The 12,351-nt window shown below is 69.4% G+C and carries 13 protein-coding genes; 5 read left to right on the top strand and 8 right to left on the bottom strand.

What is annotated here, in order from left to right; all coding sequences use genetic code 11:
* Positions 1 to 5 precede the first annotated feature (5 nt).
* Positions 6 to 2,003 carry a galactan 5-O-arabinofuranosyltransferase gene (locus AB0I43_RS06030; protein ID WP_356971709.1) on the bottom strand — a complete coding sequence of 666 codons (1,998 nt, stop codon included), beginning with the start codon at positions 2,001 to 2,003 and terminating at the stop codon, positions 6 to 8.
* Between the two features lie 170 nt (positions 2,004 to 2,173).
* Positions 2,174 to 2,965 (bottom strand): alpha/beta hydrolase, encoded by a 792-nt coding sequence (locus AB0I43_RS06025; protein WP_356971708.1) that lies wholly within the window; start codon positions 2,963 to 2,965, stop codon positions 2,174 to 2,176.
* A 254-nt stretch (positions 2,966 to 3,219) separates the two neighbouring features.
* Between AB0I43_RS06025 and AB0I43_RS06020 the strand changes: the two genes are divergently transcribed.
* The 3 genes from AB0I43_RS06020 to AB0I43_RS06010 all read left to right on the top strand — a co-directional run bounded on the left by AB0I43_RS06020 (position 3,220) and on the right by AB0I43_RS06010 (position 4,811).
* Positions 3,220 to 3,933, top strand: a complete 714-nt coding sequence (locus tag AB0I43_RS06020; RefSeq protein ID WP_356971706.1) for a helix-turn-helix domain-containing protein — start codon at positions 3,220 to 3,222, stop codon at positions 3,931 to 3,933.
* A 69-nt stretch (positions 3,934 to 4,002) separates the two neighbouring features.
* Complete coding sequence (locus tag AB0I43_RS06015) at positions 4,003 to 4,272, top strand: helix-turn-helix transcriptional regulator (RefSeq protein WP_356971705.1); 270 nt, start codon at positions 4,003 to 4,005, stop codon at positions 4,270 to 4,272.
* Positions 4,269 to 4,811: a hypothetical protein gene (locus AB0I43_RS06010; RefSeq protein ID WP_356971703.1), complete on the top strand. Its 543-nt coding sequence runs from the start codon at positions 4,269 to 4,271 to the stop codon at positions 4,809 to 4,811. Before AB0I43_RS06015 ends, AB0I43_RS06010 begins: the two co-directional genes overlap by 4 nt.
* A 59-nt stretch (positions 4,812 to 4,870) precedes the next feature.
* Here AB0I43_RS06010 and AB0I43_RS06005 read toward each other — a convergent pair whose 3' ends face one another.
* Positions 4,871 to 5,650 (bottom strand): decaprenylphospho-beta-D-erythro-pentofuranosid-2-ulose 2-reductase, encoded by a 780-nt coding sequence (locus tag AB0I43_RS06005; protein ID WP_356971702.1) that lies wholly within the window; start codon positions 5,648 to 5,650, stop codon positions 4,871 to 4,873.
* The gene (locus AB0I43_RS06000) at positions 5,647 to 7,131 is read right to left on the bottom strand and encodes an FAD-binding oxidoreductase (RefSeq protein WP_356971700.1); all 1,485 of its coding nucleotides are present in this window, start codon (positions 7,129 to 7,131) and stop codon (positions 5,647 to 5,649) included. Before AB0I43_RS06000 ends, AB0I43_RS06005 begins: the two co-directional genes overlap by 4 nt.
* A 37-nt stretch (positions 7,132 to 7,168) precedes the next feature.
* On the opposite strand from AB0I43_RS06000, the gene AB0I43_RS05995 reads away from it, so the two are divergent.
* Positions 7,169 to 7,624 carry a GtrA family protein gene (locus AB0I43_RS05995; RefSeq protein WP_356971699.1) on the top strand — a complete coding sequence of 152 codons (456 nt, stop codon included), beginning with the start codon at positions 7,169 to 7,171 and terminating at the stop codon, positions 7,622 to 7,624.
* Here the strand turns inward: AB0I43_RS05995 and AB0I43_RS05990 are convergent.
* Both AB0I43_RS05990 and AB0I43_RS05985 read right to left on the bottom strand, forming a co-directional pair.
* Positions 7,621 to 8,253, bottom strand: a complete 633-nt coding sequence (locus AB0I43_RS05990; protein ID WP_356971698.1) for a pyridoxamine 5'-phosphate oxidase family protein — start codon at positions 8,251 to 8,253, stop codon at positions 7,621 to 7,623. The two genes, AB0I43_RS05995 and AB0I43_RS05990, sit on opposite strands and share 4 nt — an antisense overlap.
* A gap of 197 nt (positions 8,254 to 8,450) precedes the next feature.
* A complete protein-coding gene (locus AB0I43_RS05985; RefSeq protein ID WP_356971696.1) occupies positions 8,451 to 8,819 on the bottom strand; it encodes a MerR family transcriptional regulator in 369 nt (122 codons plus the stop codon).
* A 51-nt stretch (positions 8,820 to 8,870) separates the two neighbouring features.
* On the opposite strand from AB0I43_RS05985, the gene AB0I43_RS05980 reads away from it, so the two are divergent.
* Positions 8,871 to 9,512, top strand: coding sequence for an NAD(P)H-dependent oxidoreductase (locus AB0I43_RS05980; RefSeq protein ID WP_356971695.1), 642 nt, complete (start codon positions 8,871 to 8,873; stop codon positions 9,510 to 9,512).
* Here AB0I43_RS05980 and AB0I43_RS05975 read toward each other — a convergent pair.
* Positions 9,509 to 11,680, bottom strand: a complete 2,172-nt coding sequence (locus tag AB0I43_RS05975) for a molybdopterin-dependent oxidoreductase (RefSeq protein WP_356971693.1) — start codon at positions 11,678 to 11,680, stop codon at positions 9,509 to 9,511. The two genes, AB0I43_RS05980 and AB0I43_RS05975, sit on opposite strands and share 4 nt — an antisense overlap.
* 174 nt (positions 11,681 to 11,854) lie before the next feature.
* Complete coding sequence (locus AB0I43_RS05970; RefSeq protein WP_356971691.1) at positions 11,855 to 12,340, bottom strand: hypothetical protein; 486 nt, start codon at positions 12,338 to 12,340, stop codon at positions 11,855 to 11,857.
* Positions 12,341 to 12,351: the final 11 nt, after the last annotated feature.

Genomic DNA, 12,351 nt, shown 5'->3' with positions numbered 1-12,351 from the left:
CCGGCTCAGCGCCGGACCGTGACCAGGGTGAAGGGCCCGATATCGGTGGTGGTGAACGCGGAATCGGTGAACAGGGACTTCGGGAACGCGACGGTGTAGCGCTCCACGTTCGGGTCGTTCGGGTAGACGTCGCGGGCCAGGCGCAGGGTGTAGTTGTCCCCGCTGCGGCGGAACAGGAAGGCGTCCGGGGCCCGCCACGGGCTGCGCTCCAGCGCGGCCACCAGCTCGCCGGAGGTCTTCAGCTCGCTCCAGTCCTGGATCAGGGCGGCGCGGGCGGGGAAGTCGGCGAGCGGGTTGGCGTAGTGCGAGGTCAGCGCCTGGAAGCCGAAGTAGGGATAGAAGGCCAGGAAGCTGGTGTCGGCGGTCAGCACCACGGACTCGTCGCGCGGTCGCCCGGTTTGCGCGCGCAGCGCCGCGTCGATCTCGCGATAGTGCCGCACCGCCGAGGGCGGCCGCTTGTCGGCGCGCTCGCCGTTGCCGTCGGTGTCGGTGTAGGCGGTGGTGATCTCGGGGGCCAGCACATGCGGAATGTCCTGGGCGAACGCGAGTGCGCCGAGGACGGCCAGCACGGCCGCGATCGGCTTGACCGCGGGCGGCTCGTTCAGCGCCTGATACACCGCCCGCGCCCCTTCGACGAAGCCGAACGCACCGGCCGCGGCCAGCAGCACTTTCAGCGGGGCGTCCAGCCGGAACGACAGCAGCGTGGTGCCCGCCACGGTGGCCAGCATGGACAGCAGCGTCCACAGATAGATGGCCACCACGCCGATGCCGAGCGCCTGTGCCCGTCGCGAGGAGGCCGCGCGCAGCACCAGCCAGATGGTGCCGATCAGGCACAGGCCGCCCTGCAACGTGAATTCCACCATCGGCAGCGGCAATTCGGCCCCGGCCTGCGGCAGGTAGTGCAGCGCGGTCCCGGACTTCGGCACCGTGGTGGTCAGCATCTTCAGCAGGTACGGCAGCCACACCGTCGCCGCGATCAGCCCCGCGAGCACCGCGATGGCGAGCAGGCGCAGCAGCGGGGGCACGGCGGCGCGCCAGGCCGGACTGCCCCCGCCCGCACCGATATTCACCCCGCGCGGATTGTTGACCCGCCGCTGCGCGCGCACCGCGAGCCCCGCGGCGAGCAGCCCCATCAGCGCGACGGCGAAGGCGGCGGCCAGGAAATGCAGGGTGTAGAAGGTGGCGGCCATGCCGAGGAACAGCCCGGTGCCCAGCACCGCGCCCCACCCGCCGGCCGTGGCCTCGGTGCCCGGCTCGGCGGGCCGGTACAGCGCGCCCCAGGCGAGCACCAGCGCGGGGGCCAGCAGCATGACGATGACCGCGCTGTAGGCCTCGGGCGCGGCCCAGGTCACGGTCACGGCGGTGGTCGCCGCGGTCACCGCGACCGCCCAGTCCGCGCGAATCAGCTTGGACCACAACACCAGCGACAGCACCGCGGCCACCGCCAGCGACACGATCGCGTACGGCTTGAACGCCTCCCACCCGGCCAGGCCGAGCAGGTCGGCGAAGCGTCCGCCGGCCCAGAACCAGCCGGCGGGATAGAACGGCGGCAGGTCGGTGTAGGTCATGTCGCGCAGCGCCGCGCTGTCGGTGAGCCGCGTCAGGTATTCGGTCCGGAACTCCTGGTCGACCGAGACGCCGAAGAGGTAGAGCTTGGTCGCCGCCAGCGGCAGGCCGAGCGTCACCGTGACGAACGACGAAATGCCCACCCAGGAAAGGATTTTCGCCACCCACGGCCACAGGCGTTCCCGGCGCAGCCAGATCGCCGCGACGAGCAGCGCCGCCGAACCGACCTGGCCGACGGTGGTCAGTGCCCGGGTGACGTTGGAGGAGTTGAACGCCGGCCACTGCACCAGCGAGAACGCGACCAGCCCGACCCCGGCGACGATGGCCGCGACGACGGCCGCCAGCACCGCTTCGCCCAGCCCCGCCCCGGCCTGGCGGACCGCGGGCGCGAACCGCCCAGCCGTCGTCGCAGTGCCACCCTCGGTCGCGGCGCTCATAGCCCCTCCGGTTCCCTTTGTCGTCCTATACACCGAAAAGCCGTCGTCAGCCTAGTGCCCGATGATCACCACCCACAGCCCACCACCACGTCCCCGCGCAACGGCGAAGGCCCCGAACGGATCGCGTTCGGGGCCTTCGAGTCGTGGCGGTGGTGCGGGTCGACCGCGCATCAAGCGGCGTCACCGGCCGCGGTGGCGCGGACGGCCGCGGCGACGGCGCGGAAATCCTTGCGCAGGATGTGCGAGTGGTTGCTCGGCACCTGGGCCGCGATGGTCAGGTGCGGGTTGGCGGCCAGCACCGGGTCCAGCGAGGCGCGCGCCGCCGCCATCTCCTCCTCGCTGCCACCCAGATTCGAGCCCGAGGCCAGCACGTACCGCATCGGCACGCGGACCCGCTCCAGCACCGGGGCCATATCGGCGCTGATCTGGTTGATCTCGATGCCGACCTCGGCGTGCTCGGTGACCGACATCTTCGCGGCCAGACCGAACGGGCGCACCAGCGGGAACAGGAACCGCATCTTGTGGAACAGCTTGCGGATCTGCTCCCGGCCGGCCTCGCCGGTCAGGCCGTAGGGCATCGCCCCGTCCACCGCGACCACGCCGACCACGCGGTCGGGATTGCGCTCGGCCCAGTGCGCGGCCAGGGTCGCGCCGTAGGACCAGCCGACGACGATCGCCCGCCGCACGCCGGTGGCGGCCAGCACCGCGTCGACATCGCGCAGGCAGGCTTCGAAGGAGTAGTCGGCCGATTGCTTGGACTTGCCGCGGGCCCGCTTGTCGTAGGTGATGTGGCGGAATTCCGGGCCCAGCTCGGCGATGACCGGCTTCCACGCCTTCTGACTGGCGTAGGCGCCGTTCATGTAGATGATCGCCTGCCCGGTGCCGCCGGTGTCGGTCACCGCCAGTTCGGTGTCCTCGGTGGGGACCATGCCGGTCCAGGCCGAGCCGCTGGTGATGTTCATGGTGTTCTCCTCGCATCAGGTCGATTTGTTCGGGATTCTCTGAACAAGAACGAAGCTACGTTGCGTTTAGAAATCTGTCAACATGCAATGAAAGAAAATAAATCCAGTTCAGAGTGCTGATAGATCCCGTATTGCAATGACAATATAGGTGAACGCAATGCACCGATTCGCTCGCCTGCTTTGCAATGAACTCGCCGTGCGGGCATACTTGCAGGCGGCGGGCGCCGGACCTGCCCGCGAGAGGAGACGGCCCGATGCCCGGAGGCAGACTCACCACGGCCGACCGTGAACAGATCGCCGCGGGCCTGTCCGAGGGTCTCGGTTACGCCGAGATCGGCCGCCGCTTGGACCGCCCGGCCTCGACGATCATGCGCGAGGTCACCCGCAACGGCGGCCCGGAGCATTACCGGGCGGACAGCGCGCAGCACGCGACCGGTGCGCGCGCGCGGCGCGGCAGGCCGGCCGCGCCCGAACCGCCGCCGCTGCCGGAGGTCGGCTACGGCCGCGATCCGGTGGCGGTCCGGGAGCTCACCGAACGATTCACCGAACTGCTGGTGCTGCAAGGTCTTCCGAAGATGGAGGCGCGTGTGCTCGCCTGCCTGCACATCGCCGACTCCGGCGCGCTCACCGCCGCCGATCTGGTGCAGCGGCTGCGGGTCAGTCCGGCGTCGGTCTCGCACGCCGTCGCGTTCCTCGAGCAGCAGGGCATCATCCGGCGCGAGCGCGTCCCCGGCGGTCGCCGCGAGCGCTACGTCATGGACGAGGGGATCTGGCTGCAGAACCTGCACGCCTCGGTGCGCTCGAACAACGCGGTGGCGGCCGAGTCGCGGCGGGCCGCCGAGGTGCTGGGCCCGGAGACGCCCGCGGGCGCCCGCTTCGAAGCCTCCGCCGAGCTGCTCGCCCTGGTGAGCGAGGCGTTGCAGCAGGCCATCGACAAGTGGCAGCAGGCCGTGGCCGCGCGCGACTGACCGCGCTCGCGCTCGGTCGCGCGTGTGAACTACTTGACATGATGTTGTGTTTTCACAACACTATGTTGTGTGAGCCCAGTGAGAAGGGGAGAAACCCTCCCGATCTACAACCGCATCGCGGTGCTGCGCGCCGTGCACCGGATGAGCCGCGCCGCACTGGCGGACGCGGTGAACGTGAACGTGCAGACCATCGGCGCACTCGAGCGGGGCGATCACTACCCGAGCCTGGATCTCGCCATGCGGATCTGCGATGTCTTCGAGCTGCCGATCGAAGCCGTGTTCGCCCGCTCCGAATTCACCGCGCTCTCGGCCGAGATCTACACGAAAGGACGGCCATGACCACCATGACCAACGGCCTGCTCGACCGCTACCAGAACTACCGGCTCCGGCGCTGGCTGCTGCAGGAGCAGCGGCTGTCGGGCCTCCTGCCCGCCTGGCGCACGCGGGGCCGCCGGCGCGCGCTGGTCGTCACGGTGGCGCTCACCCTCGCCGTCATGTTCGTCGCCGGCCTGCTCTGCGCCTTCGAGCTGCGCTTCGCGGCCCTGGCCATGCTGCCCGCCGCCCTGATCTTCCTTCCGGCCTGGGGCATGCTGCGGATCGTGTCGCACGTGCAGGACACCGCGCCGAACGCGACGCTGGACGAACTGGAGATCACCCAGCGCGACACGGCCCGCTCCATCGGCCTGACCGTCACGCAGACGCTCGCGCTGCCGCCGGTGTTCTACCTGATCTTCTCGTCCTCGCTCTTCCCCCACCTCAGCACCTTTCAGACGGCCTACGCCGGCGGGGTGATGGTGCTGGCGACATTGCTCGCCGGCGGTTGCACCCCGGGCATGATCCTGGGCTGGAACCGGCTCGACCCCGAGCCCGAGGTCTGAGGTGAAAAGAAAACGGCCCGCACACCTTCCGGTGTGCGGGCCGTCGCCGTCGAGTGCCGTCAGAGCGGCAGCTTGCGGAAGACCGGCCGGGGGATGTGCCGGATGACCGACATCAGGTACCGCACCGGGCCGGGCGCCCAGATCAGTTCCTTGCCCTTCTCGGAAGCCGAAACCGCCAGCGCGGCAACATCTTCCTTGTCCACCGTGAACGGGGCCTCCTTGGCGCCGGTGGCCTTCCAGTGCTCCAGCGTGGTGGTGGTGCGCACCTGGCCGGGCCGGATCACCAGCACGCGCGGGCCGTGCGGCCGCAGCGCCTCGCCCAGACCCAGGTAGAAGCCGTCCAGGCCGGCCTTGGTGGAGCCGTAGACGAAGTTGGACCGGCGCACCCGCTCACCCGCCACCGAGGACATGGCGATGATGCGGCCGTAACCCTGGGCCTTCATCTTCTCGCCGATCAGCACGCCGACCGACACCGCCGCGGTGTAGTTGATCCCGACGGTGAGCACGGCCTTGCGCTGGTTCTGCCACAGCTCCTCGGCGTCGCCGAGCACGCCGAAGGCCACGATCGCCACGTCGACATCGCCGCTGTCCCAGGCCGCGTCGATCACCTTGGGGTGGCTGTCGGTGTCGAGCGCGTCGAAGTCGACGACGGTGACCTTGCCGGCGCCGGCCGCCGTCATCTGCTCGGAAGCCTGTTCGCGCAGTGGATCGTTCGGCAGCATGGCCAGGATGATGTGGGCGGGACCCTTCTTCAGGTATTCCGCGCAGATCGCCAGGCCGATCTCGGAGGACCCGCCGAGCAGCAGAATCGTCTGCGGGTTACCAACGGCATTGATCACTGCAGCTCCAGCCTTCTCGCCATATCGGACATGAAAACGCCTGTGGGATCCACGGTTCGGCGGACCTTGATCCACTCGTCGATCCGCGGGTACATCTTGTGGAAGGTCTCGGCGGTGGTGCGCGAATCCTTCGCGGTGTAGAGCCGGCCGCCGAATTCGGTGACGCGCCGGTCCAATTCGGTGACCAGCTCGTTCAGGCCCGGCTTGATCGGGAAGTCCACGCAGATGTTCCAGCCCGGCATCGGGAAGCTCAGCGGCGCCTGGTTACCCGGGCCGAACAGCTTGAACACGTTCAGCGCCGAGTAGTGCCCCGACGCCTGGATGTCGATGATGATCTTCTTGAACTCGTCGACGGCCTCGGTCGGCACCACGAACTGGTACTGCAGGAAGCCGTTGGAGCCGTAGCCGCGGTTCCACTCCGAGATCATGTCCAGCGGGTGGTAGAACTGCGTCAGATTCTGCACCTTGCCGGTGTAATCGCCGCCCATGGCGTAGTACGCCTCGCCGATCGCCGAGAGCGTCAGCTTGTTCATGGTGAAGTTCGGGAAGATGTCCGGCACCGTCATCAGGTGCGGCGCATCGAACTTCAGCGGCTTGCGCTGCAGCTTCTTGGGCAGCTCGTCGAGCTTGGCCAGCCGGCCGCGGGTGATGGTGGCGCGGCCGAGCTTCGGCAGCGGGCTGATCACGTCGAACCACGCGCTGGAGTAGGTGTAGTTCGCCTCGCTGCCGTCGCTGTGCGCGGCGATGGTCTCGTCGAGGGTGTGGGTTTTCACACCGTCGTTGAGGAAGTAGGCCGTCTCCGTCGGGACCATCTCGATGGTGGCCCGCAGGATGATTCCGGTCAGGCCGTTGCCGCCGACCGTCGCCCAGAACAGCTTGGCGTTGCGCTTGGGCGTGAGGTGCTGCACATTGCCGTCCGCGGTGAGCAGATCGATCGAGCGCACGTGGTTGCCGAAGCTGCCCTCGCTGTGGTGGTTCTTGCCGTGGATATCGGAGGCGATCGCGCCGCCGATGGTCACCTGGCGGGTACCGGGCAGCACGGGCACCCACAGCCCGAACGGCAGCGCGGCCTTCATCAACTGATCCAGGCTGACGCCGCCGTCCACGTCGACGATGCGGGTGTCGCGGTCGATGCGGTGGATGTTGTGCAGCGCTGTCATGTCGACGACGAGGCCGCCCGCGTTCTGCGCGTGGTCGCCGTAGGAGCGGCCGAGGCCGCGCGCGATGACGCCGCGGCGCAGGTGGGCGGGCTTGCTGTCGTTGTCCTCGGCCACCATGGCGACTGCCTTGGCGATCACTTCGGGATCGCTGGTGGAGAGCACTTCGGACGAGGTCGGTGCGGTGCGACCCCAGCCGGTCAGCGACCTGGTCCGCGTCGGCAACGTGAAATCCACGGCAGCGGAAACGCCGCCGTTGTCACTGCCAGCGGACTCGCTGTCGGTGGTCGGTGTGGGGGCCGGAGCTTTCGTGGACATCGGCATAGAGGCTACTCGGTCGTGACACCGTTAGGCTCGTCGCGTGCAAGCCGAACCCCACCTCCCGTTGCCTGCCGAGCTTCCGCTGGTAGACGAGCCGGGCGGGACCGATGTCGACCTCAAGACCCAGATCATCCGATTCACCGTCACCGGCGGGCTGTCGGCGATCGTGGATTTCGGGTTGTACGTACTCCTATTGAATGTGGCCGGGCTGCCGGTCAGCGTCGCGAAATCCCTCGGCTTCGTCGCGGGGACGACAACGGCGTACTTGATCAATCGGCGCTGGACCTTCAAGGCCGAGCCGAGCCGCCTGCGCTTTCTCGCGGTGATCGCGCTCTACGCCTGCACCTTCGCGATCCAGGTCGGCATCAATCAGGTGATGTACTCCACTATCGCGGAGCACTGGTGGCGCGTGCCGCTGGCGTTCCTGATCGCGCAGGGCACGGCCACGGTGATCAATTTCGTGGTGCAGCGGCTGGTGATCTTCCGCATCCACTAGCGGCCGGGCGCGCCCGCCAGGTCGCGGTCGGCCGCGTCGGCCTTGGCGCCGAAGTAGTCGCCGCCCTTGGCGCGCACGTTGTCGGTGCCCCACTCACGCTGTTCGCGCGGGGCGGGCACCAGGTGCGGAATGTGCTTGCGGCAGTGGATGTAGGCCTCTTCGACGTCGACGACCACCCAGTGCTCGGCGGTGCGCCCCTTGAGATTCGGCGGCAGGTCGGCGACGCAGCGGCGCAGCGCGGCGTCCTCGACGATGCGGGCGGAGCCGTTGATGTGCAATCCGATGAGGTCGCGCACGAAATCGATTAGCAGGATGCCTACGTGCGGATTCTCCAGGATGTTGCCGAGACTGGCCATTACGCCGTTTCCTCGATATTCCGGATAGGTAATCGTGCGTTCGTCGATGACGTGCAGGAATCCGGGCGGGCCGGCCCGGAAGGTGGTGTCGCATTCACCGTGTTTGTCGGCGGTGGCGAGGAAGGCCATATCCATCCGCGCGATGAATTCGATCATCACCGGGTTCAGCCGGTCCAGGACCTGGTCGGCGTAGAAGCGCTCGGCTCTGTCCTGCGTACCGCATCTGTCCTGCAGTTCGTGCTCGCCGTCACTGCCGCAACGTGTACCGGGCATGGGTGCCCCCTAGGGTTGCCGGAAACCGCGTGCGCCGCGGCTCCCCGATGAGCACGCCAGGCACACCAAATCCAGTCCATTCTAGGGGAAACGGTACGGGCTACCCTACGAAATCGAAATGGAGAACGCACGCAATGCTTAGTTAGCACAAGGGTTTCCGATCGTTAGCTACATTCCGACCGGACGTTTTGTATCGCTTAGCTGACGGTACGCCCGGCCAGATCGGCGCGCAGCTGCATGATGCTCGCCCGCTCGGCCCGCAGCCGGTCGATCCCCGCCTCCAGCCGGCGGGCCCGCTCGTCGAGCTGGGCCAGCACCGCGGCGCGGTCGTCGTCGGTGGCCTCCTGCGGTGCGGTGCAGATGATCTCGATCAGCTCGACCGCCTCGGCCAGCGACAGACCCGAACCCAGCAGGCACCGGATGTCGTGCACGGTCTGGACATCCTCGGCGCGATAGCGCCGGTAGCCGTTGGGATCGCGCCCGGGTGTCAGCACGCCCGCGTTCTCGTAGTGCCGCAACATGCGCGGGCTGGCGCCGGTGGCCCGGCTGAGGTCGCTGATTCGCATCCCGGCTCGCTCCTTGACATTGACGTTGATGTCATACTTTAGCTTGGCCGTATGACGAACGAATCGAACCGGCCGCATGTCCTGCTCGTGGTTTCGCACCCCGATCGCGATTCGGCCACCGGCACCCTCACCCGCGCGATCGAGCAGGGCATCCGCGCCAGCGGCGCCGAGGTCACCGTGCACGACCTGACCGCCACCGGCTTCGACCCGGTCTTCACCGCCGCGGATCTGGAGGTGCACCGCGCCCTGGCGCCGGTGCCCGCCGACGTGGCGCGCGAACAGCGGCTGATCGAATCCGCGGATCTGGTCGCGGTGCTGTTCCCGGTGTACTGGTGGTCCATGCCCGCGCTCGCCAAGGGCTGGATCGATCGCGTCTTCAGCCGCGGCTGGGCCTACGAGAACAGCGCGACCGCGACCGGCAGCGCCCTGGACGAACTGCATTTCCGCGGCCTGGCCGGCGTCGGCGAACGCACCTACGACCGCCGCGGCTACAAGGACGCGATCACCACCCAGCTCCAGCACGGCATCGCCGGGTACTCGGCGATCGCGCACTCCTCGCTCGAATTCCTCTACGGCACCGAGACCGCCGACCCCGCCGCGCACGCCGACCTGGCCCGCCAGGCCCACGAACACGGTGTGGACCTGGCCCGGCGCGCACAGGCGGCGCTCGCGCGGAAGGCGGTCGCGGCCTAGGTGGCGATCAGGGTGACCGGCACCCCGTTGAACACGGCGTTGCCGGAGGGGACGTCGACCACCGAATCATCGGTCAGCACATTGGCGTTCACTCCGGCGTGCGCCCGCGCGACGGTCTGCTCGCTGTCGCCGTGACCCCAGCCGTGCGGCAGGCTCACCACGCCGGGCATGATCGCCTCGGTCGGTTCCAGCGGCACCGTCAGGGTGCCCGCCGCCGACTTCACCACCGCGTGCTCGCCGAGCCCGAGCCGGGCCACGTCCTCGGGGTGGATGTGCAGCGTGCACCGATTGGAGCCGCTGACCAGCGGGGCGACATTGTGCATCCAGCTGTTGTTGGAGCGCAGCTGCCGGCGTCCGATCAGCACGAAATCCGGTGCGGCGTCGCCGATCCGGGCCCGCATCCGCTCCACCTCGGCCAGCAGCTGCGGCGGCGCCAGCTCCACCCGGCCGGAGGCCGTGATCAGCACGCCGGGCAGCCGCGGCCGCAGCGGGCCGAGGTCGATGCCGTGCGGATTGTCCAGCAGCGCCTGCAGATTCAGGGTCCCGCCGTTCCACTCGCCGTAAGGCCCGACGCGCAGCATGAGATCCAGCCGCTGCTCGGTGCTGGTCGCGCCGCGCAGCTCCGGGCGCCGCTCCGCCAGCCCGGCCTTGTGCAGGGTGCCGGAGATGATCAGCTCGTCCACCGCGGCCAGCACGTCGCCGGTGTGCGGCTGCCCGGTCAGGGCCGCGCCCAGCCGCGCGAGCACCGCCGCCTCGGACGGCCGCTCGCCCAGCGGCACCAGCGGCGGCGAGTAGCGCGTGTAATTGCGCACCGCGAACTGCAGCAGCGCGAAATCGTAGTGCGGCGACTGCACCGGCCGCGGCGGCGGCAGGATGACATCCGCGTGCCGGGTCGTCTCGTTGACGTAGCGGTCCACGCTCACCATGAAGTCCAGCCGTGCGAACGCGTCGTCGAGCCGGGGGCCACTCGGCGCGGAGAGCACCGGATTGCCCGCGACGGTGACCAGCGCGCGCACCTGACCCGTTCCGGGCGTCTGGATTTCGTCCGCGAGCGTGGCCACGGGCAGCTCGCCCATCGCCTCCGGCAGCCCGCGCACCCGGCTGGCCCAGCGCCCGAGCCGGAACGGCTTGGTGCGCGGGATGCCGCCCGCCGCGGCCTCGGGGAACATCACGCCGCCGGGCGCGTCCAGGTTGCCGGTGAGCACGTTGATCGCGTCCACCAACCACTGTGTGACCGTGCCGAATTCGGCGGTGCAGGTGCCGATGCGCGCGTACACGGCGGCGGTCGGCGCGGCCGCGAGCTCGCGGGCCAGCCGCGCGATCGTCGCCGCCGGCACGCCGGTCCGGGCCGCGACCGCCTCGGGCGTGAATTTCAGCGCCGCCGTGCGCAATTCGTCCAGGCCCTCGACCTCGACCCGCACTCGGGTGAGCTCCTCGGCGAAGAGCGTGTGCACGATGCCGAAGAGCAGGTAGGCGTCGCTGCCGGGCCGGACGAACAGGTGCTCGTCGGCCAGCTTGGCGGTGCGGGTGCGGCGCGGGTCCACCACCACGAACTTCCCGCCGCGCTGCCGCAGCGCCTTCAACCGGCCGGGGAAGTCCGGCGCGGTGCACAGCGAGCCGTTCGACTCGAGCGGATTCGCCCCTAACATCAGCAGGTAGTCGGTGCGGTCCAGGTCGGGCACCGGGATGCGCAGCGGGTCGCCGAACATCAGGCCGCTGGCCACCTGCTTGGGCATCTGGTCGGCGGTGCTCGCGGAGAACAGGTTCTTGGTGCCGAGCGCGCGGATCAGCACCGGCACGTACAGCGCGCCCGCCACGGTGTGCGCGTTCGGATTGCCCAGATACAGCGCGCTCGCCTGCCGCCCGTGCTCGGCGACGATCGGCGCGAACCGCTCGGCGATGTAGTCGAAGGCCTCGTCCCAGCCGGCGGTGCGCCAGGTCCCGGTGGCCCGGTCCCGGATCAGCGGCTCGGTCACCCGGTCCGGGTCCTCGTCGAGGTGGCCGAAGCTGGCGCCTTTGGGACAGAGGAAGCCGTGGCTGAACGGATCCCGCTTGTCCCCGCGCACGGAGGTGATGTGGTCGTCGCCGTCCAGTTGCAACTCCAGGCCGCACACGGCCTCACACAGCGGGCAGGTGCGCAGCAGGTTCCGGGACGTGATCTGGCTCATACCCACCATCATGTCCCTTATTGCGCGCCGACAACACCCCGGGAACCACAACGACCGGTATCCGCGCGCGGCGGGTACCGGTCGTTCCGCGTCCGGTTCCGGAGAGCCGGTCGCCCCTGCAGGGGGGAATCGTGGGGTGAACGCAGGTCGGTGCGGTGTGGCGGGTGGTGCGACTCAGCAGGCGACGCTGGCGGGCAGCCCGGCGCGCCGCCGGGACAGCACCGAGCGCACCGCCGCGCCGATCGCGACGACCGGCGGCAGCCAGCGGGCCTCGTGCGGGGCGACGCCCCAGCAGGCCGAACCGGCGGAGAGCTGAGTGGGGGGCAGCGGGATACCCGCGCCGTCGGTGTAGACGACGGCGCCGGCCTCGCGCAGCGCCTCCAGGGCGGCGGCGGCCTTGCGGGCGCCGGTGACCAGGTGGATCTCGCGGCGCTCGGCGCCCGGGACCTCGATGACCGGCCCGGAGAGGTTGTTCGCGCGCAGGAATCGGCGCACCTCGCCGGCCAGTTCGCCGGTCACCTCGATGCCGGAAACGTCGGCATCGGTGATCAGGCAGATCCCGTTGGCCGTTTCGGCAACCGTCCACCCGCGCTGGCTGTAGTCCTGCGCTGCGGCGGTCATCTCGGCCGCCGAGACGGAAGTCAGAAACGTGGTGCGCACTGTCTTTCTCC

It is taken from the genome of Nocardia sp. NPDC050435, assembly GCF_040655395.1.
GTDB lineage: Bacteria > Actinomycetota > Actinomycetes > Mycobacteriales > Mycobacteriaceae > Nocardia.
The sequence above is the reverse complement of the archived record's forward strand: the minus strand, read 5'-3'. Positions and strand labels throughout refer to the sequence as shown.